The organism is Paraburkholderia sp., from assembly GCF_050742655.1.
In the GTDB taxonomy this organism is placed as follows: Bacteria; Pseudomonadota; Gammaproteobacteria; order Burkholderiales; family Burkholderiaceae; genus Paraburkholderia.
Genome location: NZ_JBOIGG010000037.1, coordinates 1 through 25,461, shown reverse-complemented (window position 1 = coordinate 25,461; position 25,461 = coordinate 1). Strand labels below are relative to the sequence as shown.

Annotated in this window: 25 protein-coding genes; 12 read left to right on the top strand and 13 right to left on the bottom strand. The window is 66.0% G+C overall.

Features of this window, described 5'->3' with window-relative positions; all coding sequences use genetic code 11:
* From ACREXZ_RS29925 to ACREXZ_RS29905, 5 genes are all read left to right on the top strand, one after another.
* Positions 1–302, top strand: a 302-nt coding sequence (locus ACREXZ_RS29925) for a GGDEF domain-containing protein (protein WP_431767752.1), incomplete at its 5' end; no start/stop codon positions are given.
* A 224-nt stretch (positions 303–526) separates the two neighbouring features.
* Complete coding sequence (gene hpnD / locus ACREXZ_RS29920; protein WP_431767751.1) at positions 527–1,375, top strand: presqualene diphosphate synthase HpnD; 849 nt, start codon at positions 527–529, stop codon at positions 1,373–1,375.
* Positions 1,375–2,640, top strand: coding sequence for a hydroxysqualene dehydroxylase HpnE (hpnE, locus tag ACREXZ_RS29915; protein ID WP_431767750.1), 1,266 nt, complete (start codon positions 1,375–1,377; stop codon positions 2,638–2,640). The genes hpnD and hpnE overlap by 1 nt, the downstream gene beginning before the upstream one ends.
* A complete protein-coding gene (gene shc, locus ACREXZ_RS29910) occupies positions 2,637–4,598 on the top strand; it encodes a squalene--hopene cyclase (RefSeq protein ID WP_431767749.1) in 1,962 nt (653 codons plus the stop codon). Before hpnE ends, shc begins: the two co-directional genes overlap by 4 nt.
* A gap of 62 nt (positions 4,599–4,660) precedes the next feature.
* Entirely contained in the window at positions 4,661–5,317 is a 657-nt protein-coding gene (locus ACREXZ_RS29905) for a phosphorylase (RefSeq protein ID WP_431767754.1), read from the top strand.
* An 82-nt stretch (positions 5,318–5,399) separates the two neighbouring features.
* On the opposite strand, the gene ACREXZ_RS29900 is transcribed toward ACREXZ_RS29905, so the two are convergent.
* From ACREXZ_RS29900 to ACREXZ_RS29885, 4 genes are all read right to left on the bottom strand, one after another.
* Entirely contained in the window at positions 5,400–5,540 is a 141-nt protein-coding gene (locus ACREXZ_RS29900) for a hypothetical protein (RefSeq protein ID WP_431767748.1), read from the bottom strand.
* Positions 5,541–5,617: 77 nt separating this feature from the next.
* Positions 5,618–6,397 carry a 4-hydroxy-2-oxoheptanedioate aldolase gene (gene hpaI / locus ACREXZ_RS29895; RefSeq protein ID WP_431767747.1) on the bottom strand — a complete coding sequence of 260 codons (780 nt, stop codon included), beginning with the start codon at positions 6,395–6,397 and terminating at the stop codon, positions 5,618–5,620.
* Positions 6,372–7,649 (bottom strand): MFS transporter, encoded by a 1,278-nt coding sequence (locus ACREXZ_RS29890; protein ID WP_431767753.1) that lies wholly within the window; start codon positions 7,647–7,649, stop codon positions 6,372–6,374. The genes hpaI and ACREXZ_RS29890 overlap by 26 nt, the downstream gene beginning before the upstream one ends.
* 105 nt (positions 7,650–7,754) lie before the next feature.
* Entirely contained in the window at positions 7,755–9,305 is a 1,551-nt protein-coding gene (locus tag ACREXZ_RS29885; RefSeq protein WP_431767746.1) for a UxaA family hydrolase, read from the bottom strand.
* A 210-nt stretch (positions 9,306–9,515) separates the two neighbouring features.
* Here ACREXZ_RS29885 and ACREXZ_RS29880 point away from each other — a divergent pair, with 210 nt between their 5' ends.
* Positions 9,516–10,490 carry a LacI family DNA-binding transcriptional regulator gene (locus ACREXZ_RS29880; protein WP_431767745.1) on the top strand — a complete coding sequence of 325 codons (975 nt, stop codon included), beginning with the start codon at positions 9,516–9,518 and terminating at the stop codon, positions 10,488–10,490.
* A gap of 75 nt (positions 10,491–10,565) precedes the next feature.
* Here the strand turns inward: ACREXZ_RS29880 and ACREXZ_RS29875 are convergent, their stop codons facing one another.
* On the bottom strand, positions 10,566–11,492 hold the full coding sequence (locus ACREXZ_RS29875) for an MlaA family lipoprotein (protein ID WP_431767744.1): 927 nt from the start codon (positions 11,490–11,492) through the stop codon (positions 10,566–10,568).
* A complete protein-coding gene (locus ACREXZ_RS29870) occupies positions 11,489–14,116 on the bottom strand; it encodes an MMPL family transporter (RefSeq protein WP_431767743.1) in 2,628 nt (875 codons plus the stop codon). Before ACREXZ_RS29870 ends, ACREXZ_RS29875 begins: the two co-directional genes overlap by 4 nt.
* A 175-nt stretch (positions 14,117–14,291) precedes the next feature.
* On the opposite strand from ACREXZ_RS29870, the gene ACREXZ_RS29865 reads away from it, so the two are divergent.
* Positions 14,292–14,897: an MlaC/ttg2D family ABC transporter substrate-binding protein gene (locus ACREXZ_RS29865; protein WP_431767742.1), complete on the top strand. Its 606-nt coding sequence runs from the start codon at positions 14,292–14,294 to the stop codon at positions 14,895–14,897.
* A 105-nt stretch (positions 14,898–15,002) separates the two neighbouring features.
* Here ACREXZ_RS29865 and ispH read toward each other — a convergent pair whose 3' ends face one another.
* Positions 15,003–15,953, bottom strand: a complete 951-nt coding sequence (ispH, locus tag ACREXZ_RS29860; protein ID WP_431767741.1) for a 4-hydroxy-3-methylbut-2-enyl diphosphate reductase — start codon at positions 15,951–15,953, stop codon at positions 15,003–15,005.
* Positions 15,954–16,245: 292 nt separating this feature from the next.
* On the opposite strand from ispH, the gene hpnC reads away from it, so the two are divergent.
* Genes hpnC through ACREXZ_RS29845 form a run of 3 tightly spaced genes read left to right on the top strand, consistent with a single transcriptional unit; the run spans position 16,246 to position 18,996 of the window.
* The gene (gene hpnC, locus ACREXZ_RS29855; protein ID WP_431767740.1) at positions 16,246–17,112 is read left to right on the top strand and encodes a squalene synthase HpnC; all 867 of its coding nucleotides are present in this window, start codon (positions 16,246–16,248) and stop codon (positions 17,110–17,112) included.
* Entirely contained in the window at positions 17,109–18,281 is a 1,173-nt protein-coding gene (locus tag ACREXZ_RS29850) for a glycosyltransferase (RefSeq protein WP_431767739.1), read from the top strand. Before hpnC ends, ACREXZ_RS29850 begins: the two co-directional genes overlap by 4 nt.
* A gap of 13 nt (positions 18,282–18,294) precedes the next feature.
* Positions 18,295–18,996, top strand: a complete 702-nt coding sequence (locus ACREXZ_RS29845; RefSeq protein ID WP_431767738.1) for a lytic transglycosylase domain-containing protein — start codon at positions 18,295–18,297, stop codon at positions 18,994–18,996.
* A 21-nt stretch (positions 18,997–19,017) separates the two neighbouring features.
* Here ACREXZ_RS29845 and ACREXZ_RS29840 read toward each other — a convergent pair whose 3' ends face one another.
* Both ACREXZ_RS29840 and hpnA read right to left on the bottom strand, forming a co-directional pair.
* Positions 19,018–19,470 carry a hypothetical protein gene (locus tag ACREXZ_RS29840; protein ID WP_431767737.1) on the bottom strand — a complete coding sequence of 151 codons (453 nt, stop codon included), beginning with the start codon at positions 19,468–19,470 and terminating at the stop codon, positions 19,018–19,020.
* Between the two features lie 79 nt (positions 19,471–19,549).
* Positions 19,550–20,557, bottom strand: coding sequence for a hopanoid-associated sugar epimerase (gene hpnA / locus ACREXZ_RS29835; RefSeq protein WP_431767736.1), 1,008 nt, complete (start codon positions 20,555–20,557; stop codon positions 19,550–19,552).
* 129 nt (positions 20,558–20,686) lie between these two features.
* Here hpnA and ACREXZ_RS29830 point away from each other — a divergent pair, with 129 nt between their 5' ends.
* Entirely contained in the window at positions 20,687–20,983 is a 297-nt protein-coding gene (locus tag ACREXZ_RS29830) for an acylphosphatase (protein WP_431767735.1), read from the top strand.
* A 65-nt stretch (positions 20,984–21,048) separates the two neighbouring features.
* Here ACREXZ_RS29830 and egtD read toward each other — a convergent pair whose 3' ends face one another.
* Together egtD and ACREXZ_RS29820 are read right to left on the bottom strand one after the other, a co-directional pair.
* Positions 21,049–22,035: an L-histidine N(alpha)-methyltransferase gene (gene egtD / locus ACREXZ_RS29825; protein WP_431767734.1), complete on the bottom strand. Its 987-nt coding sequence runs from the start codon at positions 22,033–22,035 to the stop codon at positions 21,049–21,051.
* 457 nt (positions 22,036–22,492) lie between these two features.
* A complete protein-coding gene (locus ACREXZ_RS29820) occupies positions 22,493–23,038 on the bottom strand; it encodes a DUF962 domain-containing protein (RefSeq protein WP_431767733.1) in 546 nt (181 codons plus the stop codon).
* Positions 23,039–23,128: 90 nt separating this feature from the next.
* Between ACREXZ_RS29820 and ACREXZ_RS29815 the strand changes: the two genes are divergently transcribed.
* A complete protein-coding gene (locus ACREXZ_RS29815; protein WP_431767732.1) occupies positions 23,129–23,854 on the top strand; it encodes a Crp/Fnr family transcriptional regulator in 726 nt (241 codons plus the stop codon).
* Between the two features lie 12 nt (positions 23,855–23,866).
* Here ACREXZ_RS29815 and ACREXZ_RS29810 read toward each other — a convergent pair whose 3' ends face one another.
* Positions 23,867–24,127, bottom strand: coding sequence for a hypothetical protein (locus ACREXZ_RS29810; protein WP_431767731.1), 261 nt, complete (start codon positions 24,125–24,127; stop codon positions 23,867–23,869).
* Positions 24,120–24,884 (bottom strand): DNA/RNA non-specific endonuclease, encoded by a 765-nt coding sequence (locus tag ACREXZ_RS29805; RefSeq protein ID WP_431767730.1) that lies wholly within the window; start codon positions 24,882–24,884, stop codon positions 24,120–24,122. Before ACREXZ_RS29805 ends, ACREXZ_RS29810 begins: the two co-directional genes overlap by 8 nt.
* Positions 24,885–25,461 lie beyond the last annotated feature (577 nt).

The window sequence follows — 25,461 nt, the reverse complement described above, 5'->3', positions numbered from 1 at the left end:
AGCGGGTCGCGGAGGTGGTGCGGGTTCAGGACACGTTCGGCCGGTTCGGCGGCGAGGAGTTCGCGCTGCTGCTGCCGTGCACGCCGCTCGACGATGCGATGCGGGTCGCCGAGAAAATCCGCCACACGATCGGCGATACCCCGGTCGACGTGCAGGGCGTGAGCGTGCCGGTCACCGCGAGCGTCGGCGGCGCGGCGGCCCGCACGGGCGTGCCCGCGTACGAGGTGCTGATCAACGAAGCCGACGCGGCGCTGTACAGCGCGAAACGGCAGGGGCGCAACCGCTCGATCGCGTTCAGCTAGACAACCCGCCTGCCGCCTGTCCGTACAGGAGCGCCCGGATCGGCTCCCAAACTGCGGCAGCTAACAAACATTGGTATACTTTTCGCCGCTTCCGGCCTCCTGGCCGGCTTTATGTTGTTTGCTTGTTTGCGGTTGTCTGTTTGCGTGTCCGCGCGCGCGGACGGCTTGCCCTGCGGGTAGGCATGACTTCTTCATCGCCCTTGGGCGCCTCAGCGGAGATCGTCTTGGCCGTTTCCAATCTCGTCGTGGACGATACACAAACCGATGCGGCTGCCGCGACTTCTGGCAGCTCGTTTTATCTCGCGATGCGCATCCTTCCGGCCGCGCAGCGCGACGCGATGTACCAGGTATATGCGTTCTGCCGCGCCGTCGACGACATCGCCGACGGCGATCTGCCGCGCGCCGAGCGCGCCGCGGCGCTCGAGCACTGGCGCGCCGACATCGACGACTGCTACGCCGGCGCGCCGCGCCCGTCGCTGGCCGCGCTGACGCGGCACATTCACACGTTCCATCTGCAGCGCGAAGACTTCCACGCGATGATCGACGGCATGGCGATGGACGCCGCCGAAGACATCTGCGCACCCGACGAAGCCACGCTCGACCTGTACTGCGATCGCGTCGCGAGCGCGGCGGGACGGCTATCGGTGAGGATATTCGGGATGCAGGAACAACCCGGTCACGACCTCGCCCATCACCTCGGCCGCGCGCTGCAACTGACGAACATCCTGCGCGACATCGACGAGGACGCCGGCATCAACCGCTGCTATCTGCCGCGCGAACTGCTCGCACGCGAAGGCATCGCCGTGTCGAGTCCCAGTACGATCGCCGACGATCCGGCGCTGCCGCGCGTCTGCGCACCGATCGCCGAGCGCGCGAAGGAACATTTCGCCGCCGCCGACGCGATCATGGACGCAGCGCCGCGTGCGCACGTCCGCGCGCCGCGCATCATGTCCGGCGTGTACCGCTGCCTGCTCGACCGCACGCTGGACCGCGGCTTCGACATTCCGCGCACGAAAGTCAGCAAGCCGCGCGCGCGGCTGCTGTGGATCGTCGCCCGTTACGCGTTCTTCTGATGGCGCGGCTCGTTCATGTGATCGGCGCCGGGCTCGCCGGCCTGGCCGCCTCCGTACAACTGCAGCGGCGCGGCGCGCGGGTCGTGCTGCACGAGGCCGCCGCGCAGGCGGGTGGCCGTTGTCGCTCGTACTACGACCGCACGCTCGGCGCGACGATCGACAACGGCAATCACCTCGTGCTGTCGGGCAATCACGCGACGCTGAGCTACGCGCGCGCGATCGGCGCTGTCGATGAACTCGTCGGTCCCGCGCAGCCCGAATTCCCGTTCATGGATCTGGCGACGAAAGCGCGCTGGACCGTGCGGCTCTCGCCGGGTCGCGCGCCGCTGTGGATCTTCGACACCGACGCGCGCGTGCCGGGCACCCGCGCAACCGACTATCTGTCGCTTGCGCCACTGCTGCTCGCGAAACCCGGCCGCACGATGGCGCAGACGATGCGCTGCCACGGCGTGCTGTGGGACCGCCTGCTGCGGCCGCTGTTTCTCGCGGTGCTCAACGTCGAGCCCCGTGACGGCACGGCGGCGCTGGCCGGCGCGGTCGTGCGCGAGACGCTCGCCGCGGGTGGTCAGGCGTGCCGGCCGCTCGTCGCGCGCAATGGGCTGGCGAGCGCCTTCATCGATCCTGCGCTGCGTCTGCTGCAGCACGGCGGCGCGGAGATCCGTCTTGGTTCGCGGCTGAAGTCGATCGCTTTCGAAGATACGGGCCGTGTCGCTGCGCTCGATTTCGGCGACGCCACTGAAGAACTGGCGAACGGCGACGGCGTCGTGCTCGCGGTGCCGCCGAACATCGCGCAGACGCTCGTGCCGGGCGTGCAGACGCCTGAGCGCTTTACCGCGATCGTCAACGCGCATTTCGCGGTCGAGGCGCCGCCGGGACATCCGCCGATCCTCGGTCTGGTGAACTCCACCGCCGAATGGCTGTTCGCGTTCGACGGCCGTCTGTCCGTGACGATCAGCGGCGCCGACCGTCTGCTCGACACGCCGCGCGAAGAACTCGCGAAGACGATCTGGGCCGAGGTCGCGCAGGCGGCGAACCTGCCGGTCGAGCCGATGCCGACGTGGCAGGTCGTGATCGAAAAGCGCGCGACCTTCGCGGCGCTGCCAGAAGAGGAGATGCGTCGCCCCGCCACGCGCACGCGCTGGAATAACCTTGTGCTCGCAGGCGACTGGACGGCCACCGGTCTGCCCGCGACGATCGAGGGCGCCATCCGCTCTGGCCAGAAGGCCGCGGACACCCTGCTGAACGAACCGATGGAACGCCGATGAACGATCTTTCCCTCGCCCCGACCGCTGAAACTGCTGCGCTCGACGCAGCCGTCGAGCGCGCAACCGGTGCGATCCTCGACGACCAGCGTCCCGACGGCCACTGGGTCTACGAACTCGAAGCCGATGCGACGATTCCGGCCGAGTACGTGCTGCTCGGGCATTACCTCGGCGAGACGCCGAACGTCGAACTCGAACAGAAGATCGCGCGTTACCTCCGCCGTATCCAGCTGCCGAATGGCGGCTGGCCGCTCTTCACCGACGGCGCGCTCGACGTCAGCGCGAGCGTGAAGGCGTATTTCGCGCTGAAGATGATCGGCGACGCCGAGGATGCCGGGCACATGCGGCGCGCGCGCGAGGCGATCCTGTCGCACGGCGGCGCCGAAGCGTCGAACGTGTTCACGCGCATCCTGCTCGCGCTGTTCGGTGTGGTGTCGTGGTACGCGGTACCGATGATGCCGGTCGAGATCATGTTGCTGCCGAAGTGGTTTCCGTTCCACCTGTCGAAAGTGTCGTACTGGGCGCGCACGGTGATCGTGCCGCTGCTCGTGCTGAACGCGAAGCGGCCGGTCGCGCGCAATCCTCTCGGCGTGCGCATCGACGAGCTGTTCCGTTCGGCGCCGGTTACGACCGGCCTGCTGCCGAAGGCGGCGCATCAGAGCACCGGCTGGTTCGTGTTCTTCCGCGCGGTCGACGGCGTGCTGCGTTTCGTCGACGGGCTGTTTCCGAAGTACACGCGCCAGCGTTCGATCGACGCGGCCGTCGCGTTCGTCGACGAGCGGCTGAACGGCGAGGACGGCCTCGGCGCGATTTATCCGGCGATGGCCAACGCCGTGATGATGTACGACGTGCTCGGCTATCCGGCCGATCATCCGAAACGCGCGCTCGCGCGTCGCGCGCTCGAGAAACTGCTCGTGATCGGCGACGACGAAGCGTATTGCCAGCCGTGCCTGTCGCCGGTGTGGGACACGTCGCTCGTCGCGCACGCGCTGCTCGAAACCGGCGATGCCCGCGCCCAGGAAGCCGTGCTGCGCGGGCTGGAATGGCTGCGTCCGCTGCAGATCCTCGACCTGCGCGGCGACTGGATCTCGCGCCGTCCCGACACGCGTCCCGGCGGCTGGGCGTTCCAGTACGCGAACCCGCACTATCCCGACGTCGACGACACCGCCGTGGTCGCGATGGCGATGCATCGCGCGGCGGCGCTCACCGGATCGAACGTCGATCGCGAGGCGATTGCACGGGCACGCGAATGGGTCGTCGGCATGCAGAGCAGCGACGGCGGGTGGGGTGCGTTCGAGCCCGAGAACACGCAGTACTACCTGAACAACATTCCGTTCTCCGATCACGGTGCATTGCTCGATCCGCCGACCGCCGACGTGTCCGGCCGCTGCCTGTCGATGCTCGCGCAGCTCGGCGAAATGCCGGCCGACAGCGAGCCGGCACAGCGCGCGCTCGACTACGTGCTGAAAGAGCAGGAGTCCGACGGCAGCTGGTACGGCCGCTGGGGGATGAACTACGTCTACGGCACGTGGAGCGCGCTGTGCTCGCTGAACGCGGCCGGCATCGCGCACGACGATCCGCGGATGCGGCGCGCGTCGCAATGGCTCGTGTCGATCCAGAATGATGACGGCGGCTGGGGCGAAGACGGCACCAGCTACAAGCTCGACTATCGCGGCTACGAACGCGCGCCGAGTGTCCCGTCACAGACCGCGTGGGCGCTGATGGGCCTGATGGCGACCGGCGACGTCGAGCATCCGGCCGTAGCACGTGGCATCGACTACCTGCTGCGCGAGCAGTGCGAGCACGGGCTGTGGGACGAAACGCGCTTCACCGCGACGGGCTTCCCGCGCGTGTTCTATCTGCGCTACCACGGCTATCGCAAGTTCTTCCCGCTGTGGGCGCTCGCGCGCTATCGCCAGCTGAAGCGCGACGGCGTCACGCGCGTCGCGGTCGGGGTGTGACCGCGAACACGCAGCGTCCGGCCGCCGGCGGCAGCGTGCTGCCCGTCATCGCGGTGACCGGCATGGCGTTCGAGGCGCGTATCGCGCGTGGCCCCGGTGTCGATGCGGTGTACGCGGCACGTTCCGATCTGCTCGAGCGTGCATTGAGCGAAGCGGTAGCGCGTGGCTGCGCGGGCATCGTCAGCTTTGGCACCGCGGGCGGTCTCGATCCGTCGCTCGCGCCGGGTACGCTGATCGTCGCCGATGCCGTCGAAGGGCCGTTCGGCCGCCTCGTGACCGATCCTCTGTGGAGCGAACACATCGCCGCCGCGCTGGCCGCGACGCCGCTCGGCGCGCGGCTGCGCCGCGGACTGCAGGCGGCTGTGACCACACCGCTCGTCGGTGCCGCCGACAAGGCGGTGCTGCATCGCTCGTCCGGCGCGCTTGCGGTCGATATGGAATCGCACCTGGCCGGCGCAATCGCCGCCGCTCACGGGGTGCCGTTCGCGGTGTGCCGCGCGGTTGTCGATCCGGCGTGGCGCACGCTGCCGCCCGCCGCGACCGCGGGTCTGCGCGACGACGGCAGCACCGCGATCGCGCCGATCCTGCGTGAACTGATCCGCCAGCCGTCGCAGCTCGGCGCGTTGATCCGCCTCGCCGTCGATGCGCACGCCGCGAAGACGTCGCTGAGCGAGGCGCGCCATGCGCTGGAGCGGGACGGCGCACTCCGGCCTCGGTGAGGCGTCACCAGGGCAACCGGCGTTGCGCGGATCAGGTCGAGGCTTGCTCAAAGAGGTAATTTCAAAGTACATGGTCACGTCGTCACCGCGCTGTATTCGCGATGTCGAGCGCGTCGGTGTCAGCGCCGGCGGCGTCGAATGGTTCGTCCGCCGCTGCGTTGCGCTCGCTCTTCGGCATCCAGCGCGACGTATCGGTGCGACGTTCGCATTCATCGGGTCCCATGCAAGCTGATTGCAGTGCTGCAGGTTCGCGGTGAGCACGCTCCGCACCTACGCCGGTCGGAATCGGTGCGCCGCGCTTCAATGTTCGATGAACTCGCGTGCAAGCTTGCGCGCCGCGTTGGCGAACATGAGGATGTCCACACCCGTCGCGACGAAGGTGCATCCGAGTTCCAGATAGTGGCGCGCGAGCGCGGGATCGGACGTGAGGGTGCCGACCGCCTTGCCTGACTTCACGATCGTGCGCATCGCCGCTTCGATGGCCTGCTGTACCTCCGGATGCCCCGGCTTGCCGCGATGTCCCATCGATGCGGCCAGATCGGCCGGCCCGATGAAGACACCGTCTACGCCGTCCACTTCGCAGATCGCTTCGAGATTGCGCAGCGCGGTGACCGTCTCGGCCTGTACGAGCAGGCAGACCTCGCTGTCCGCGACGTCCAGATAGTCGGTGCGCGAACTCCAGCGCGACGCACGTCCTACTGCACTGCCCACGCCGCGGATGCCGTGCGGCGGATAACGCACAGCGGCGACGCACGCACGCGCCTGATCGGCGGTGTCGATCATCGGCACGAGCAGGTTGCGTGCGCCGATATCGAGAAGGCGCTTGAGCAGCGCCGGATCGCCGTTGACGGGCCGCACCACCGCTTCGGCCGGATACGGCGCGACCGCCTGCAATTGCGCGAGAATGGTCCGCACGTCGTTCGGTGCGTGCTCGCCATCGATGAGCAGCCACTGGAAGCCCGCCGTCGCGCTGACTTCAGCGAGATAGGAATCGGCCATGGAGAGCCAGAAGCCGATCTGTTGCCGCCCGTCGGCGAGCGCGTTCTTGAAGGGATTAAGCACGGACGTTACGTTCGACATGGCTGCGCGCCTCTGCGGAGTGTTGATCAAGTTGAATGGGCTCGACCCGTCCGAGCAGGAAGAGATAGTTGACGATGGCGATGACGATCAGCGCCGACGAGAACAGCAGCGCCGGAACGAACGAGCCGGTCGCGCCGACGATCGCGCCCGTCACGATGGGACCCACGACGCCGCCCATGTTCGACACGGTGTTCTGAATGCCGGCGACACGCGACACCATGCCGGGTGGCGCGACATCGCCCGGCAGTGCCCATACCTGCGAAGCCGCGATGGTCGTGCCCGACTTCGCGACGCACAGCAACACGACGGCGACGAGCGCGGACTGCGCGAATGCCGCGAACCCGATGCTCGACGCCATCACGAGTCCGATCACGAGGAAGAGCTTGCGTGTGGCCGTGAGCGACAGCCGGCCGGATGCATGGATGCGGTCCGACGCCCAGCCGCCCAGCACCTCGAAGACCATCGAGCACACGAGCGGCAGCGACGCCATGAAGCCCATCTCCATCAAGCTCATGCCGCGCTCCTTGACAAGATAGGTCGGCAGCCACGTGATGAAGAAGTATGAGTTGTAGTTGATCATGAAAAAGCCGATGCACATCGCCCAAACGTTGCGATGGCGGAACAGCGCGTACCACGGCACCGTCGGCGCCGGCTCGTCGTTGCCTCGCCTGTCGGTGCCTGCGCGGATATGCGAAAGCTCGCCTGCGTTGACGCGCTTGTGCTCGGCCGGCGAGTTCTTGAACACGACTATCCAGACGAGGCACCACGCGAGTCCGAGCGCTCCCGAGATCGCGAAGGTCAGTTTCCAGTTGAATACCGCGAGCATCCACGCGACGAGCGGTAATCCCACGGCGCCGCCGAACTTGGAACCGCTATCGAAGATGCCCGCCACGGTGGCGCGCTCGGTGGGCGGAAACCAGCGCGAGGCGATGCCCGCATTGCTCGGATAAGCACCCGCTTCGCCGATGCCCAGCATCACGCGAAGCGCGACGAGCGATTTGAAGCCGCTCGCCAAACCCGTGGCGGCCGTCGCGAGCGACCACCACAGCACCGCACCGCCGAGCACGATCTTTTGCCCGAAGCGGTCGGCGAGGGCGCCTGCGGGCAGTTGCAGCAGCGCGTACGACCAGAAGAACGCCGACATCACGATGCCCATTTCAATCGAGCTCAGATGAAATTCGGCTTGCAGACGAGGCGCCGCCGCGGACAGCACCGTGCGGTCGATATAGTTGATGGCGATGGCCGACCACATGAGGCCGGCAACGAGCCAGCGCACCTTGCTGCGCGGCGCTTGCTGCGAAGCGTGATTCAAGCTTTGTCTCCGGTTTATTTATCGTCGGTGTGGGTCGCTCTTTCTTCAGCTGACGATACCCATGTGCCATGGCACGAACTCGTGATCGCCGAGCCCGAGCAGTTCGCTGCGCGTGCGTGCCCCCGAAGCCGCGCTGAGAATGTGTTCGAAGATGTCCTGCCCCATCTCTTCGACAGATCGTTCGCCGTCGAGAATCAGTCCGCAATTGATGTCCATGTCGTCACGCAGGCGCTGGAACATCGGCGTGTTGCTCGCGAGCTTGATGGTCGGTGCGGGCTTCGAGCCGAACATCGAGCCGCGTCCGGTCGTGAAGCAGATCAGGTTGGCGCCGCTCGCAATCTGGCCCGTGACGGCGACCGGATCGTAGCCTGGCGAATCCATGAAGACGAAGCCGCTTCTATCGATGGGCTCGGCGTATTCGTAGACGGCCTGGAGCGGCGTGGTGCCGCCTTTCATCGCGGAGCCGAGCGACTTCTCGAAGATGTTGGCGAGCCCGCCTTGCTGATTGCCCGGCCCGACCACGCCATTGAACTGGCCGTTGTGTCCGCGGGTATAGCGCTCCCACCAGGCGAGCCGGTCCAGCAATTTCTGGCCGACCTCGGGGGTGACGGCGCGACGTGTCAGCATGTATTCGACGCCATGGATTTCCGGTGTCTCGGAGAGGATCGCGGTGCCGCCGTGACGCACGAGCAGATCCATCGCCGCGCCTAACGCCGGGTTCGCGGTGATGCCCGAGAATCCGTCCGAGCCGCCGCATTCCAGACCGATCTTGAGATGGCTCGCCGGTACCGCGCGGCGCTTCACGTCGTTCGCGGCGGGCAGCATGCGCCTGATCGCGGCGATACCGGCCTCGATGGTCGCGCGCGTGCCGCCTTCGTCCTGCATGACGAGCGCGTGCACGGACTCGCCTGTCTGAAGCGCCTGCGATTCGAGCAGCGCGCTCACCTGATTGCGCTCGCAGCCGAGGCCCACGATCAGCACGCCCGCAAGGTTCGGATGACGCGCATAACCGGCAAGGGTCCGCCGCAACACATCGAAATGCTCGCTCGGGGAGGACATGCCGCAGCCGCTGGTCTGCGCGAAGGCCACGACGCCGTCCACATTCGGATACGGCGCGAGCCGCTCCGGCGTGAACCATGCCGCAATATTCTTGATGACCGTCGACGAGCAATTGACCGACGCGAGGATGCCGACGAAGTTGCGCGTCGCCACGCGCCCGTCGTTACGGACGATGCCGTCGAAAGTCGCTCGCTCGCTTTCCGGCACGTAGGCGACTGGACGCACATCGCGGCAAAAGCCCGGATCGCGTTCGAAATCGACGAGCTCCACGTTGTGTGTGTGGACGTGCTCTCCCGCTTCGATGTCCCGCGCGGCGAGCCCGATGATCGTGTCGTATTTCCGGATCGGCATGCCACGGGCGATGCGCTCCGCGGCCACCTTGTGGCCTGCGGGAACCTGCGCGCGCAGGCGCACGACTGATGCGGCGGTCTGAACCTGCTGACCGATCGATAGCGGTTCCCGCGCGATCAATACGTTGTCTGCCGCTTTGAGCCGGATCAGCGGCCCGACGGACAAGGTTGTTTCCAACGTTGTCATCTCCTGGTTTTGTTTTCCTGCGGGGCTAAAAGCTGATGTTACCGCTATATGTTACCGCTAACTATAACGCTCATGCTAGTATCGTTTCGAGAGAAATGCCAGAAAATTTAATTCGCACCTGAACCACCCATCGTGCCCAAACCGCTCCTTCCGCCTGCCTCGTTCGACGTCCGAAAGCCCAGCGCGCGTCCTCGCAAGAGCACGGGCCGCGTGACGCTCGAAGATCTCGCCGAGCGGGTCGGCGTGACAAAAATGACGGTCTCGCGCGCGCTCAACTCGCCCGAGCTTGTTTCGGTCGACACCTTGCAACGCGTGCGGGAAGCCGTTCGTCAGACGGGCTATACGCCGGACCTGATTGCGGGGTCGCTGGCGTCGACGCGCAGTCGTCTGGTCGTTGCGTTGATCCCTGCGATGGCGGGGAGCGTGTTTCAGGAGACCGTCGAAGTCCTGACCACCGAACTGGCGGCCGCCGGTTACCAGCTGTTGATCGGGCAGAGCGGATACGATGAGTCGCGCGAGGACGTGCTACTGGATGCGGTAATCGGTCGGCGCCCGGCGGGGATCGTCCTGACGGGCGTGGCGCATTCTGAAAGCGCCAGGCTGAAGCTACGGGCGTCAGGCATTCCAGTCGTCGAAACCTGGGATCTGACGACGGACCCGATCGACATGCTGGTCGGTTTCTCGCACGAGAAAGTGGGCCGCGCGGCCGCGGAGTTTCTGCGCGAGCGCGGCGCAACGCGGCCCGCCGTGCTTACGCCAAGCGACCGCCGCGCGCATGCACGCACGGAAGCATTTCTGAAGGCATGGCGGAATGCGGACTCGATTCCTGTCGTGACATTGCAATCGCCCGCACACCTGGGCGATGGACGGCGGGCGCTCGCCTCGCTGCTCGACGGTCACGCCGTACCCGATGCCGTGTTTTGCGGGGCGGACACGATCGCGCTCGGTGTTCTGATGGAAGCGCACGCGCGCAAGATCGACGTGCCGCGACAACTGCGCGTGATCGGCTACGGCGATCTCAATTTCGCGAGGGAGACGACGCCCGCGTTATCGACCGTGCGTGTCGACGGCACGAAGATCGGTTCTCTCGCGGCCGCGATGTTGATGGATCGTATCGAGAAGCGCGGCTCGCTTGAGCGCACGGTCGATGTCGGGTTCAGCATCGTCGAGCGGGAGAGCGCGTGACGAACTCGCCGTGCGCATGGCTCGTTAGCTGGTCGCCCGGTCGTTCAACCTGAAACCGCCGGACGACGCGTCGCGTTAAGGTGCAGCCGGTGCCGATGCGGGTACCGGGCTACTCGCCGCGTCGCCGGGATCGGTGTAGTCCGGCACGTTGCCTTTGCCACCGTTATCGCCAGAAGGCGAACTCGCCCCCGCTGCGGGTTTCGCGGCGGGCTCGCTGGCACTTTCACCCGGATCCGCGTAGTTGGGCACGCCGGTCGCCCCAGTTGCCGCCGCACCCGAAGCTGGCGCGTCCGGATCGCCGTAATCCGGCAGCGGAGCCGGGGATGTGCCGTTGTGCCGCAGACGCGCTTGACGCTGCTGCGTAACCGCGTCGCGAACGAACGAATATTTGTCGAGCGCGGCCTGCTGCAGCAGATCCGATGCCCCGAGCAGGTCGGAGCGTTTGCTCACGAACTGCGCGACATACAGCGGATTGCGCAGCGCCGGCTCCATGTAGTTCAGCGGATTGAACCGCACGTCGACTGCGAGACCGATACTGTCGCGGACCGAACTCGGGCCGAACAGCGGCAGTACCAGATACGGGCCGGCCGGCACGCCCCAGTGGCCCAGCGTCAAGCCGAAGTCCTGGTCGTGCTTCGGCAGGCCGGCGGGGGTCGCCCAGTCGAGCAGGCCGCCGAGGCCGAACGTCGAGTTGAACGCGAAGCGCATGATGTCTTCGGTCGCGTCGGTGATGTTCAGCTGCAGCAGGTTGTTCGCCGCATTGCCGAGATCGCCGAGGTTCGAGAAGAAGTTGCTGATCGCCGTGCGGATCGGCTCAGGCGTCACTTTCTCGTAGCCCTTCGCGACCGGGACGGCGATGTTCGTGTCGATCGCGTCGTTGACCTTGAAGATGGCACGGTTAACCGGTTCGAACGGGTCGCCTGGCTTGCGGTTGGGGCCCGTCGCGCAGCCTGTGACGAGGCTTGCGGCGAGCAGTGCCAGTGCGGCGTTTTGCATCTTCATCCGTCAATCCCTTGCAATTTTTTCGTGGCGCGCTTCGCGCGCGGTTTGCCCATCAGCACCGGCTGGAAGACGACCGCACCGATCAGCGTGCAGAGCAGCGACAGCGCCAGCAATCGTCCCATACTCGACGTACCGGGGTGGTGCGACAGCCACAGGCTGCCGAACGCGGTCGCCGTGGTCGCCGCGCTGAACATCACGGCGTGCGTGAGGCTCGACTGCAGCAGGCCGGTCTGGCCGCTGCGCCATGCCATCACGAAGTAAATCTTGAACGCCACCCCGACGCCGAGCATCAGTGGCAGCGCGATGATATTCGCGAAGTTGAGAGGCATGCCGAAAACCACGCACAGTTCGAGTGTCACGATCGCCGAAACCAGCAGCGGAATCAGCGTGCGCAGCACGTCGCCGAAGCGCCGCAGCGTGAGCCACAGCAGGATCGTGATCGACAGCACCGACCAGCAGGCGGCCTGCAGGAACGCCTTGATGATCGTGTCGGCGGAATGCAGGATCGAGATCGGCCCGCCGATCGCGCCGGGCTCCGCCGCTTTCACCGCATGCGCGAAGCGGCGCAGGACGGTGTCGTCGCCGGGATCGGCGCCGGGCGCGATCTTCGGCGATATGTCGACGAGCGCGTGGCCGTCGGGCGCGATCCAGTCGCGAGCGAGCGTGGGTGGCAGCGTCTCGCGTGTGATCGTCGTGGGCTGCAGCAGCGCGGCCAGTTGCGCGAGCGCGAGCTTAAGCGGCTCGGACATCGCTTTTTCGGCGCGGTCGCGGGTGGCGACATCGGCGGCGGCGAGCTTTGTCAGCGTCGCGGAGAGGTGTTGCGCTTCGGCGGCGCCGGGGCCGGGGTGGTCGTCCGCGGCGAGCGATAGCTGGTTCGCCGCGCGTTTGAGCGCCGCGACGCGTATCGCGTCGGTCGCGGCCGGCGCGGGCGTTTGCGTGAGCGCGGGCAGCAGCAGCTGCGCGGCGTTGTCGATCAACGCGATCTTCTGCGGCTGGTCGGATGGGATGAAGGTGGCGAGCGTCGTGACGCGACCGACCTCGGGTAGCGCGGACAGATGCGCGGTGATCCGGTCCGCGTCCGCGAGCGACGGCGCGAGCACGTACACGTCGTTGACGGCGGCTTCGGGCGAATCCTTCAGCGACAGCAGCGTCGCCATCGATTCAGTATGTGGGTCTTTCAGATGCAGCGGGTTGAAGTCGAAGCGCAGATGCGTGAGCAGCGGCAGGGCGCCAATCACGACGACCAGCGTGCCGATCAGCACGGGCTTGCGATGCCGGTCGAGGAAATCGTCGACCGGCGCGAGCTGCCGGAAGCCGGGCGAGGCCGGCTCGCCGCGCGGATTGAACACCTTGATCAGCGCGGGCAGCAGCGTCATGTTGGTCACATACGCGACGAACATCCCGACGCCCGCGATCTTGCCGAGCTCCGACACGCCACGGTACGCGGTCGGCAGAAACGAAAAGAAGCTCTCCGCTACTGCGATTGCCGCGAGCGTCAACGGCACGCCGATGCTGTGCGCGGTGTGGATCAGCGCGGCCGGCAACCGGTCGTCGAGATGGCGCTCCTCGCGGTACTTCACACCGAACTGCACACCGAAGTCGACCCCGAGCCCGACGAACAGCACCATGAACGCGACCGAGATCATGTTCAGCGCGTCGACCATCATCAGGCCGAGCGCGGCAGTGATCGCGAGCCCGACGAACAGCGTGATGAAGACCGCGACGATCAGCTTGCCCGAGCGCAGCGCGAGCCACAGGATCACCAGCACAACAAAAGCCGTCACGATGCCGTTCAGTGCGGCGCCGTCCTGGACCGACGCGAACTCTTCGTCGGCGAGCGGCTGTTCGCCGGTCAGGCGGACCTGCGCGCCGTAGCGCCTCGCCAGATCGAGTGATACGGCGGTCGCGCGGATCGCCGCCGACGCGCGCGCGCCTGGTTCGAGCGCGCCGTAATCGACGACCGGCTGCACCGTGATGAACGCGCGGGCGGGATTCGTCTGCACATCCTTGTCGACCAGCGCGCGCCACGAGAACGCCGCCGGCTGGCCGGCCAGCACACGATCGAGCGTGGTTGCGCTTTGCGACAGCAGATGGCTCATGTCGGGGAGCTTCACCTGACCGATCTGCAGCGGCAGCAGCAGCGTGGTGTTGAGCGTGCCGGCCAGTCCGGTCAGGCTCGGATCGTGCGCGAGGGTATTGATCAGCGGACGCGCCTGAACCAGTTGCGACGTGGTCGATTCGACGTCTTTCAACGACGGGAACAGCATGCCGTCGTGCTCGAAGAACGGGCCGCCGGCCGGCTGCGAAACTGCGACGAATTCACGCGGGTCATGGCGCAATGCGGCGGTCAGCGCGTTGGCCGCCGCATCCGCGAATTCCGGCGCCTGCGCCTCGACCACGACCAGCACGGTCTGGCCGCGCTGCGGGAAGGCCGTGTCCATCGCGTCGCCGAGCGCGGACCAGGTCTTGTCCGTGTCGATCAGCCGGCTGATGTCGGTATTGATCTTGAAGTGATGGGCGACGTAATAGCCGCTTGCGACGGCGAGAGCCAGCGAAAGGGCAATGACCTGCAGCGGATAGCGCACCGAGGTGGCGACGAGACGGACGATCGAGGACTTGAGCATTAGGCGAAAGAAGCCTGGTCACGGACAGCGTGGTTGTCAGGAGGGCACAAGTATACCGATGCGGCACCCAAGGCCGGCGCTGTCGGCCGCGAGCGCCCGCAGGCAAAGCCGGTATACTGGATTGCGCCGGCGGCCCGAGGTCGTCCGGCGTCTTTTTTCCTGTTCTGGCGAGCGTATGAAACGTTATTTCCCTGCATTTCTGGTTGCGGCGCTGATTTCCACGAGCGCCTTCGCGCAAAGCGCACCCGATGCCATTGTGAAGAGCGCCGTCGAAGGCACGGTCACTGCGATGAAGGCGGACCCGCAGGCGCGCGGCGGCGACATGGCGAAGATCACCGAGGTGGTCGAAACGCACTTCGTCCCGGCCACCGATTTCCAGCGCACCACGCGGATCGCGATCGGTAAAGCCTGGACCACGGCCACGCCCGACCAGCAGAAGCAGCTGTACGAGCAGTTCCAGCTGCTGCTGGTGCGCACTTATGCTGCTTCGCTGGCCCAGTTGCGCGACCAGGACGTGAAATTCCGCTTCATGCCAACCAACGTGCCCGCCGCCGCGAAAGACACGGTCGTCCAGTCGCACGTGATCAGCAACGGCGGCGACGATGCAATCGACTATCGCCTGTCGAAGACCCCGACCGGCTGGAAGGTCTACGACATCAACATGATGGGCGCGTGGCTGATTCAGGTGTATCAGACGCAATTCGCGGACCAGATTTCGAAAGGCGGCATCGACGGCCTGATCAAGTTCCTGACCGCGCACAACGCGCGCAACGCCGGCTGACGGCCGTATGTTTGACTGGGCCGACGATCAGGCCCGGTCCGGTCAAACAAAAAGAGCGCGACGGCTAGAGCCGCTGCGCTCTTTTTTATCGGCTGCGCGAAAAACCTATGCTTCGGCTTCGCGCGCGGCGAGCGGCTGCGTCAGCTTCAGCGGCAGCTTGAATTCGACCTTCTCTTCGCGGCCGGCCATCGTCGTCACATCGACCGGGCCGAGTGCACGCAGCGCGTCGATCACGTGCTTGACCATTTCCTCCGGTGCCGACGCGCCCGCCGTGATGCCGACCGTCTGCGCGTTCGCAAACCACTCCGGCTTCACTTCCGAACCGTCCGCGACGAGGTAGCTCGGCACGCCGGTCTCACCGCCGATCTCGCGCAGCCGGTTCGAGTTCGAGCTGTTCGTCGCGCCGACCACCAGCAGCACGTCGACCTGCGCGCTCAGCTCGCGCACCGCCGCCTGGCGGTTCTGCGTCGCGTAGCAGATGTCGCGGGTATCCGGACCGACGATGTTGGAGAAGCGGGTGAGCAGCGCATCGATGATGCCGCGCGTGTCGTCGACCGACAGCGTGGTCTGCGTGACGTACGCGAGCGGCGTATCGAGCGGCAGGTCGAGTGTCGCGACTTCGGCCTCGCTCTGTACCAGGATGACCTTGCCGGGAATCTGGCCGATCGTTCCTTCGACTTCCGGGTGGCCCGCGTGGCCGATCAGGATCAGCGTGCGGCCGGCCGACACGTATTGCCGTCCCTGCACGTGGACCTTCGTGACGAGCGGGCAGGTTGCGTCGAGCACGTCGAGGCCGCGCTGTTCGGCCGCGCGCTCGACGGTCTGTGCGACGCCGTGCGCGCTGAAGATTGCGACCGCGCCTTCGGGCACCTCGTCGAGCTCTTCGACGAAGCGCGCGCCCTTGCGCCGCAGATTGTCGACGACGTGACGGTTGTGAACGATTTCGTGGCGCACGTACACGGGTGCGCCGTGTTGCAACAGCGCGCGATCGACGATTTCGATGGCGCGGACCACACCCGCGCAAAAGCCGCGGGGCTGGGCAAGGATGACTCGCATAGGCTGGCGAACTCCGACTGACGCGGATTTCGAAGAAGCCGGCAAGCTGGCTTTCTCGCCGCGATCATCTATTAATTAATTGACGTCCTGGCGCCGGCGTAGCGACCGGCTGCCCAAAACCAAACGCGCATTCTAACGCTATCGGGGCCGCTTTGCTTTTGCGGCACGGGTATCCGCGCGATGGCCGAACGTCGTCGTCGGGACATGCACCGGGCGTCTGGAACCCTTAAACTAGAGGGTCCTGCGGCATTTTCTTACGGCCGCATTACTGATTGGATTTGAGGCTCGCTGGATGGAAGTCGATCACTACGAAAACTTTCCGGTTGCAAGCGTGTTGCTGCCGAAGGCGTTGCGGGCACCGGTCGGTGTGATCTATCACGTTGCACGCACCGCCGACGACATCGCCGACGAAGGCGACTGGAGCCCGGCCGAGCGCCACACACGGCTCGCCGATTTCCGCGCCGGGCTCGATGCGGTCGCGGCCGGCCGTGCCGCGCCGGTTCATCCGCTGCTGTTCGAGAAGCTGGCCGGCGTGGTCGCGCAATACGGGTTGCCGCTGCAGCCGTTCTACGATCTGGTCTCGGCATTCGACCAGGACATCGACACCACCCGCTACGCGGAATGGCCCGCGCTGCTCGACTACTGCCGGCGTTCGGCGAACCCGGTCGGGCATCTGATGCTGCATCTGTTCGACGCGGCGACACCGCAAAATCTCGCCGATTCCGACGCGATCTGCACGGCGCTGCAGCTGATCAACTTCTGGCAGGACGTCGCGATCGACTGGGAGAAGGGCCGTGTGTACCTGCCGCAAGCGGATCTCGCGCGCTTCAAGGTGACCGAGGCACAGATTTCGCAGGGTATCGTCGACGATGCGTGGCGCGCGCTGATGGCCCACGAGGTCGCCTATGCGCGCGCGATGATCGTACGCGGCGCGCCGCTCGCGTTGCGCATGCCGGGGCGCTTCGGCCTCGAGCTGTGCAGCATCGTGCATGGCGGCTTGCGGATTCTCGAGCGCATCGAAAAAGCTGGCTACGACGTCTTCCGCCATCGCCCGACGCTCGGCGCGTTCGACTGGTGCGTCGTCGCCGTGCGCACGATCGCGATGCGGCTGTCGCGCCGCGTCGGCGTGCGCGCACCTTCGGTCGAGGGCAGCGCATGACGATGGTCCTTTTCGCGCTGTCGTGTCTGTCGCTGGTGATCTGGTGTGTGCTGCTGCTCGCGCGCGGCGGTTTCTGGCGTGCCCGCCCCGCGCCCGCGCTCGTCGTGCCGCCGCGCGACGCATGGCCGGCGGTCGCCGCGGTCGTGCCCGCGCGTAACGAGGCGGACGTGATTACGCAGGCGGTCGCGTCGCTGCTGTCGCAGGATTACGCGGGACCATTTCATGTCGTCGTCGTCGACGATCACAGCACCGATGGCACCGCCGACGCGGCTCGCGCGGTCGCGCTGCAGCTGCAGTGCCCCGACCGCCTGACCGTGCTCACCGCGAAGCCGTTGCCGCAGGGCTGGTCGGGCAAGGTGTGGGCGCAGTCGCAGGGCATCGAAGCGGTGCGTACGCTCGGCCTTCCCGCCGATTTCCTGCTGCTCACCGACGCCGACATCGGCCATCCCGCCGACGCCGTCACGCAACTGGTCGCGCGCGCCGACGACGAGAAGCGCGACCTCGTCTCGCTGATGGTTCGGCTGCGCTGCGATTCGTTCTGGGAAAAGGCGTTGATTCCCGCGTTCGTATTTTTCTTCGCGAAGCTGTATCCGTTCGCGTGGGTGAACAACCCGCGCAATCGAACGGCCGCGGCGGCCGGCGGCTGCATGCTCGTGCGGCGCACGGCGCTCGAGGAAGCGGGTGGCATCGAGTCGATCCGCGCCGAACTGATCGACGATTGCAGCCTGGCGGCGCGCATCAAGCATCGCGGCAGCGGACAGCATCCGATCCGTCTCGACGTCGCCGCGCGCAGCGTGTCGCTGCGTCCGTACGACAGCTGGCGCGACATCTGGAACATGATCGCGCGCACCGCGTTCACGCAGCTGCGCTATTCGGCGCTGCTGCTCGCGGGCACGCTCGCCGGCATGGCGATCATCTACCTCGTGCCGCCCGTCGCCGCGCTGCTGCTCGGGCCGACTGGCTGGCCGGCATGGCTCGCGTGGGCCGCGATGTGCTGCGCGTATGCGCCGATGCTGCGCTACTACGGCCGCTCGCCGCTGTGGGCGCCGTTCCTGCCGCTCGTCGCGCTGTTCTACGTGGGTGCGACGTTCGCTTCGGCCGTGCGTTACTGGCGCGGCAAGGGCGGTCAGTGGAAGGCGCGCGTGCAGGCGCCCGTGCAGGAACGTTGACGGAGCCCCGCCGATGAACCGCCTGTTCCGCACCTTCGCTGTCATCCTCGCGCTGGGCTTCGTTCACGGCGCACAGGCGGACGAAAAGGACAAAGCGGACAGAGCGGACAGCCAGCGCGTGTCCAGCTATCTGATGAAGAAGTTCGGCGTCGCGAAGGACAAGGCCGAGCAGATCGCGAAGGCGGTGAACGAGGCATCGGAGAAATACGCGTTGCCGCCCGCACTGTTGCTCGCGATCATCTCGATCGAATCGCGCTTCAAGGAAAAAGCGAAGGGGACGAACGGCGCGACCGGTCTGATGCAGGTCGTGCCAGCCGCGCACCGCAATCTGCTGAAGAACGTGAAGGATCTGACGCAGCCCGACACGAACATCGAAGTGGGTTCGGCGATTCTCTACGGCTACCGGCGTTCGGCCGGCGGCGATATGAACGCGGCGCTGAAGTCGTATGGCGGCTCGCAGGCGTACGCCTCGAAAGTGAGCAAGCGCGTGGAAGCGTTCGAGGGGATCGTCGGCGATGAGCCATCTTCGGATGCGACGCAGTCCGTGCTACCGGCCGCGATGTCCGACGCCGTGCAGCCCGGTGCATGCGACATGCGCTGGACCGATTTCTGTATCGGACCGGTGGTCTGGCAACACGCCGCTGTTACCACGCGCGGGCTGCCCGGCGCGATCGGTGCGGCGAATCTGCCTGGCGGTCTGATGCCTGTGCCGTGACGGGCACTGAGCGTGCCGCGCTTAGCGTTGCGTGAGCATCATGTACAGCTCGACCACCACATCGGGCGAGAACGTGAACGGCACCCAGCCGTGACCCGTATGACGCATCACCAGCAGACGATCGCCGTTCGACTGCTTCTGCACGGCCATCACCGGATTCTTCGTCGACACGAAGCGCCAGCCCGGCGGCAGGTTTGCCGGCGGCTCGGGTTGCATCGACGCACGCGCGTTCGCGAGTTCTTCGATCAGCTGACCGACTTGCGCGGGATGTAGCGATACGGTTTGTCCGCCGATGGTCACCGTGATTTCGTCGCGTGTCGGGCGGCCGACTTGCAGCGTCGGTTTCTCTTCGACCGCCCCAGGTTCGACAGCGGCCGGCGGCGCGGGCTCGGGTTCGTGCAGCGGTGCGGCAGCGGCCTCGACAAGTTGATCGACGCCTGCTGCGAGCGCGCCGATCTGTTCTTCTAGATTCATGCGTTGGTTCTCGGGTAGGACCCGCGATTTTACCCGCTGCGCTATCGCCGACGCTGTAACAAAATGCTTACCGCTTCTGTCAGGCGAGATACCCCGCTTCCCTGAACCAGTCGAGCGCATCGCTCAAGCCCTCGCGATACGGCCGCGCGCGATAGCCGAGTTCGCGCTCCGCTTTCGTCGACGAAAAGTACATCTTGTTCTTCGACATCCGCAGCGCGTCGACGGTGACGAACGGTTCGCGCTTCGTGAATTTCGCGACCGCCTCTGCGCCGAGTGCGAGCGGATAGAGTGGCCAGCACGGCAGCGCGAGCGTCGGTGCCTTGCGGTTAGTGAGTGCGGCGATGTCGGCGAGCATCGTTTGCAGCGGTAGATTCTCGCCGCCGAGGATATAGCGCTCGCCGATCTTGCCGCGCTCGAGCGCGAGGAAGTGGCCCGCGGCAACGTCGTCCACGTGCACGAGATTCAGGCCCGTATCGACGAACGCGGGAATCTTGCCGAGCGCCGCCTCGACGATGATGCGGCCGGTCGGCGTCGGCTTCACGTCGCGCGGACCGATGGGCGTCGACGGGTTGACGATCACCGCGGGCAGGCCGTTCTCGGCGATCATCCGTTCGACCGCGCGCTCGGCGCGCACCTTGCTGCGCTTGTAGACGCCGATCGCGCGTTCGGGCGTGAGCGGCGACGTTTCGTCGGCGGAGGCGCCCGAGCTTGTTACCTTCAGCGTCGCGACGCTGCTCGTGTAGACGATGCGCTCGACGCCTTCCTTCAGCGCCGCGCGCATCGTCGCTTCGGCGCCTTCGAGATTCGCGCGCTCGATCTCGAGCGGATCGGGGGCCCACAGGCGATAGTCGGCGGCGACGTGCAGCAGATAGCGCACGCCGCGCAGCGCGGTACGCATCGATGCTTCGTCGCGCATGTCGCCGACGACGACTTCGGCATCGAGCGCTTCGACGTTGCGGCGTGGACTCGTCCCGCGCACGAGCACGCGTACGGCAAAGCCTTTTTGCTGCGCGATGCGCGCGACCGCCGAGCCGACGAAGCCCGAGGCGCCAGTGATGAGCACGAGGTCGCGAGTCTGATCGGTCATTCAGTTTCCGGATGGCGTGGAAATCGTCGGATTGTACGTGGCCCGTGCGGCCCGTGTCGCTTCGCACGCGCAGACCTGCCGCGACACGTCTAGAATGCCGGCTTGAAAGTTTGACTAGGAGAGGCAGTCATGACAGGCCCGGATCTGGATTCACGGATCGAAACGTATTACGTGCGCGTGCGCGGGCTCGTGCAGGGCGTCGGTTTTCGCCACGCGACCGTGCGCCAGGCCCACGCGCTCGGCATTCGCGGCTGGGTCGCCAATCTCGAGGACGGCTCGGTCGAAGCGATGCTGCAGGGCACCGCCAATCAGGTGGACCGGATGCTGTCGTGGCTGCGCCGCGGACCGCCGTCCGCGCGCGTCACCGACGTGAGTGGCGAAGAGCGCGCGACCGAAAAACGCTTCGAGCGTTTCGAGCAGCATTGAATGCGGCAAGGCCCACGGCGTGAACGTCGCGGGCCTTGCCGTTCGATCAGATCATGCGTGCAGCTTCAGCGCGCGATCAGCAGGCTTTCCGCAAACCCCCAGTCTCGTTCCAGCCACTGACGGCGGCACGCGAATCCCGCGTCGTGCGCCATCGCGTCGACTTCTTCGACGCGGTACTTGTGGCTGCTCTCGGTCCAGATCGTTTCATCGGCTTCGAGCGTGACCGTGAGTTGCGCCGCGCGCACCTGCGCGGTCACGCGACGCGTCGCGCGCAGATGCATCTCGATGCTGCGTGCGTCGGGATTAAAACGCGCGACGTGCTCGAACGCATCGAGCGGAAAATCGCCGCCCAGCTCGCGGTTGATGCGCGCGAGCAGATTCAGGTCGAACGCGGCAGTGACGCCGATCGGGTCGTCGTACGCGGCGAGCAGCACCGGCACCGGCTTGTCGAGATCGGTGCCGAGCAGCAGCGCGTCGCCGGGCGCGAGCATGGTGCGAATGTCGCGCAGGAAACGCGTCGCGGCGAGGCGGCTGAAGTTGCCGATCGTGCTACCGAGAAACAGCACGAGCAACTGTTCGCCGGGCGTGCGCTTCTTGCTCACTTCCGCGAGACCCGCGAGATAGTCGCGCTCGTAGCCGACGATCGAAATGCGCTCGATGTCGCCGAGCTCGCGGCGGCACAACTGGAGCGCGGTGCGCGAAATTTCAATCGGATGGTAGGAAGTCGGGCGCTTTTTACACAGTGCTTCGAGAATTCGCCGTGTTTTGCGTCCGCTGCCGCTGCCGAGTTCGGCAACGGTGACGTCATGCGGCAACTGCTCGACGATCTCGGCGGCGTGCGTTGCCATCAGACGTTCTTCGGCGCGCGTCACGCCGTATTCGGGCAAGGCGGTGATGACTTCGAACAGCGCGGATCCCACTTCGTCGTACAGATACTTCGATGGCAGCTCCTTCTGCGGGGAGTGCGTGAGACCGGCACGCACCTCGGCCGCGAAGGCGGCGGTGTTGGCAGTGCTTGTGGATAGATCGGGCGACAGGGCGGGCTGGGTCATGCGTTCTCCTGGATCGGGGCGGGCGGACAGGCGAGGCGGCTGTCCAGTGATTCTGCGACTTTCGTGCGACAGCGGTGAGACGGGCGGTCGCGGCGGATGGGCGCGTACGGGCGGGCGCAGCGCAGGAATGACTTCAGGCCGGTGGCCGCATCGGCGGCCTTCGGGCGAACTGGAGGTGAAGCAAAAAACGCGCTTGGCCGGCGGACGGCGACGCGCATCGCGGGCGTGAAGTTACGTTTTAGCTCATTACGCGCGGATCTGCACGGCCAAGTATGCAACGGTTTGCGTCGCCGCGTTTGCGTTGCAGCATTCACTCGCTTCGCACGGCGGAACGGCGCGCCTGTCTCCGTGCGAATCCGTCTGTGATCCGGCAAGACGGCGCACGCGTACGCCGCCGTTCACCGCGATTACGTCGCCCGCGCGAGCCCCATTCCAGATGCGTGCGCGCACCGGCGCGTCACCGCCCGTGATGCGCGGGCGTGGCGGCCTCGTCGATGCGGGTCGGTCCAACCCGCGCTTCGATCGCTTCGCGCAGCGACGGACGCCAGCCGAGACCGAACAGCGCCTCGGCGAACACGAACAGCGGCCCGATCAGCAGGCCGATCACATCGTCGATGAAAGCCGGCTTACGATGTTCATACGCCATGTGGCCGACGAACTGAAGGATCCAGCCGACGACGAACAGCCCGACGCCTGTCGCGAGCCACGTCAGCGTTGGCATGCCGGCGAGCCACTGGCCGAAGGCGACGCACAGCGCGGAGAAGATCGCCATCATGACGCCGAGCGGCACGTCGAGCACGAGGTAATAGACGGTCGCGCCGACGAAGAGCACCCATGCCGGCGATAGCGCGACGGTTCCCGCGCCGATCGGCCAGACCGGCCGGCTGAGCAGCACGGCGAGGGCGAGCACGATCATCGGAATGCCGATGAAATGGGTGGCGATATTGCGGCGGTCGCGGTGATACGCCGCATATTGGGTGAGTTGTTCGGTCAGCGTTCTCATGAGTGCCGCTCCTGGTCCAAAGACATCATAATCGCGGGCATCGGGACTTCACACCTTCGGCTAGCCGACAATCCGGCAGGAAATCGTTAGATGACTTCACGTGCCACGCCGTCCGGGCCCTACGAGGGCGCTTCGCTGATTGCCGCGCTCGATCGCAGCGCGTGGTTCCGCGCCGCGCCCGACGCGCTGCGCACAGAGCTGGCCGGAGTCGGCCGCATCGAGCGGTTCGCGGCCGGCGAGCGGCTCTTCATGCGCAACGATCCCGACGATGGCCTCTATTGCGTGCTCGACGGACTGGTGCGGATCGGCGCGGCGAGTTTCGCGGGCAAGGAAGCGCTGCTGGCCGTGATCGAGCCGGTCAACTGGTTCGGCGAGATTACGCTGTTCGACGGCCGCGCGCGAACGCACGATGCGTATGCGGAGCGCGAATCGGTGCTGTTTCATGTACCGCGCGCGGCGCTCGCCGCGCTGCTCGAACGTACGCCGGCCTGGTGGCACGCATTCGGCCTGCTGCTCACGCAGAAGCTGCGGCTTGCTTTCGATGCGATCGAAGAGGCCGCGCTGCTGCCGGCCGCGCAGCGCGTGGCGCGGCGTCTGCTGCTGATGGCAGGTGGTCTCGACAAGGCAGACACGCTGCGGCGCGTGCTGAAGGTGCCGCAGGAAGACCTCGCAATGATGCTCGCGCTGTCGCGGCAAACCACGAATCAGATCCTGCGGCAGTTCGAAATGCAGGGCGCGCTGCAGCTGCGCTATGCGGAGATCGAGATCGTCGATGCGAGCAAGCTTGCGGAGCTGGCGGATCCGCCGGCCCGATAGAATTTTCGCTCGTTACTTGAATGGATTATCGACGACGCCGGGTTTCGCATCGGGTTCGTCGTTGATACGTGCGAGCAGATTCGGCTGCGCCTGCAATGCCGCGACCACGCTGTCGAGCGCCTGCTTCAGCGCGAGCGCGGCGTCGAGTCCACGCCGGTCCTTCGCGATTTCAAGCGTGCCGCTGACGACGATGCGCGTCGTACCGTTAGAGACGGTGAGCGCGTCGCCCTGGATGCTCAGCACGTCCGCGTCGTTCGCATAGGCTTTAAACACCTTTCAGTCCTCCGGGTCGCTGGTCCTTCAACGCTTCCGGAATGCCCGGAAAGCGGATGCCGCTCGCCGCCTCGAGCTCGTGCACCGAGCGGATGTCGTAGCGGTTCGTCGACACGTTGTCCGCGACGATCGCGAACGCAAGCGAGCGCGACGGCAGATAGACGACCTTGAACAGCTGGGTCGGCACGAGCACGCGCGTCGGTCCGATGGTCTGCAACTGCTCGCCATTGAACATCGGCCCGGTGACGACCCACGCCTCGTCGTATTTCGTCGCGAGACGGCGCACCGCGGTTTCGATGCGTGACCACAGGCGCTGATTGTTCACGCGATCCTGCGGCACGATGTTCGCAAGCGAGAACGATTGTGCCATTCCTTCGGGTGTCCAGCGATTGCCGGCCGGACTCATATGGCCGCGATCGAAGCCGCTGCGTTTGTAGTCCGCGAGCGTCGCGCCTTCACCGTCAGGCAGTCGCGCATCCTCGAAGAAGCGGTTGGTGCGCACCATGTCGTGTGCGGTCTCGATGTGATCGCGGGTCAGGTGTTCGGCGGACCACAGTGGTCCGTGCGTGATACCCGAATGCATGACGGCGAAGTCCGCGTAGCACAGCATGCGCGTCTTTGGCGTCATCTTCGGGTTGGTGAGAACGGGCCACTGCGCGTTCGGCGTGAACTGCGTGCAGGCCGGCGCCGCTGTTGCCGTAGTCGCGGCCGCATGCGCGGCGATGGCGATCAGCAGCGAAATAATCCACTTCTTCATGGGCGTGTCGTCGATGAACGGGGCGCAAGTATGCGTTGCCCGTTATCGCTCGCGCAAGTGTCGTGTGCCGTTGCGCGCATGTGCCGTGGATGTCTTCGAGCCTTGATTCCAGCCCGCCCGGGCGCTCGTGACCCCCTCCACTTCCCGCGCAAGATTTGCGCCCTGACTTTACCGTTTGGTTAACACGTCGAGGTTTTTATTCAATAGACGGTGCGAAAAGCCGGTGAGACGATGCAAGCATCGAAAGCAGTCGCATGACAGGTGTGGTCCTACGGGGGCTCGTCGAGCGGTTGAGGTACAGTCCCCGATGCGGTTTCCGGCCGTCAGGGCCGTCGGGTTTCGCCTCGCTGCGCGGCCTCGACGCTTTGATGAACACTAATAGAGATCGACGCCGGAGTACGGCGCTAAAGCGCCAACTCCGGCATGGGACCAGAGTAAGCGCTAAAGCGCTAACTCTGGTCGACAGCAACTATCTTGAGACGAGCAATGTCACGCGTCATGGAAGTCCGACTGCCAGGGAGTGTTGGAGCGAACCATTGCGTTAAGCGTGATGAGCAGTTTGCGCATGCAGGCGACA

Coding starts and splice junctions, on each gene's coding strand:
- ACREXZ_RS29815 (WP_431767732.1), top strand. CDS start 23,129: ATGACTTCACGTGCCACGCCGTCCGGGCCCTACGAGGGCGCTTCGCTG.
- ACREXZ_RS29905 (WP_431767754.1), top strand. CDS start 4,661: ATGGCGTTCGAGGCGCGTATCGCGCGTGGCCCCGGTGTCGATGCGGTG.
- ACREXZ_RS29830 (WP_431767735.1), top strand. CDS start 20,687: ATGACAGGCCCGGATCTGGATTCACGGATCGAAACGTATTACGTGCGC.
- ispH (WP_431767741.1), bottom strand. CDS start 15,953: ATGCGAGTCATCCTTGCCCAGCCCCGCGGCTTTTGCGCGGGTGTGGTC.
- ACREXZ_RS29890 (WP_431767753.1), bottom strand. CDS start 7,649: ATGTGGTCGGCCATCGCCATCAACTATATCGACCGCACGGTGCTGTCC.
- ACREXZ_RS29820 (WP_431767733.1), bottom strand. CDS start 23,038: ATGAGAACGCTGACCGAACAACTCACCCAATATGCGGCGTATCACCGC.
- shc (WP_431767749.1), top strand. CDS start 2,637: ATGAACGATCTTTCCCTCGCCCCGACCGCTGAAACTGCTGCGCTCGAC.
- ACREXZ_RS29845 (WP_431767738.1), top strand. CDS start 18,295: ATGAACCGCCTGTTCCGCACCTTCGCTGTCATCCTCGCGCTGGGCTTC.
- ACREXZ_RS29840 (WP_431767737.1), bottom strand. CDS start 19,470: ATGAATCTAGAAGAACAGATCGGCGCGCTCGCAGCAGGCGTCGATCAA.
- ACREXZ_RS29850 (WP_431767739.1), top strand. CDS start 17,109: ATGACGATGGTCCTTTTCGCGCTGTCGTGTCTGTCGCTGGTGATCTGG.
- hpnE (WP_431767750.1), top strand. CDS start 1,375: ATGGCGCGGCTCGTTCATGTGATCGGCGCCGGGCTCGCCGGCCTGGCC.
- ACREXZ_RS29865 (WP_431767742.1), top strand. CDS start 14,292: ATGAAACGTTATTTCCCTGCATTTCTGGTTGCGGCGCTGATTTCCACG.
- ACREXZ_RS29875 (WP_431767744.1), bottom strand. CDS start 11,492: ATGAAGATGCAAAACGCCGCACTGGCACTGCTCGCCGCAAGCCTCGTC.
- hpnA (WP_431767736.1), bottom strand. CDS start 20,557: ATGACCGATCAGACTCGCGACCTCGTGCTCATCACTGGCGCCTCGGGC.
- ACREXZ_RS29885 (WP_431767746.1), bottom strand. CDS start 9,305: ATGACAACGTTGGAAACAACCTTGTCCGTCGGGCCGCTGATCCGGCTC.
- ACREXZ_RS29870 (WP_431767743.1), bottom strand. CDS start 14,116: ATGCTCAAGTCCTCGATCGTCCGTCTCGTCGCCACCTCGGTGCGCTAT.
- ACREXZ_RS29900 (WP_431767748.1), bottom strand. CDS start 5,540: ATGGGACCCGATGAATGCGAACGTCGCACCGATACGTCGCGCTGGATG.
- hpaI (WP_431767747.1), bottom strand. CDS start 6,397: ATGTCGAACGTAACGTCCGTGCTTAATCCCTTCAAGAACGCGCTCGCC.
- hpnC (WP_431767740.1), top strand. CDS start 16,246: ATGGAAGTCGATCACTACGAAAACTTTCCGGTTGCAAGCGTGTTGCTG.
- egtD (WP_431767734.1), bottom strand. CDS start 22,035: ATGACCCAGCCCGCCCTGTCGCCCGATCTATCCACAAGCACTGCCAAC.
- ACREXZ_RS29805 (WP_431767730.1), bottom strand. CDS start 24,884: ATGAAGAAGTGGATTATTTCGCTGCTGATCGCCATCGCCGCGCATGCG.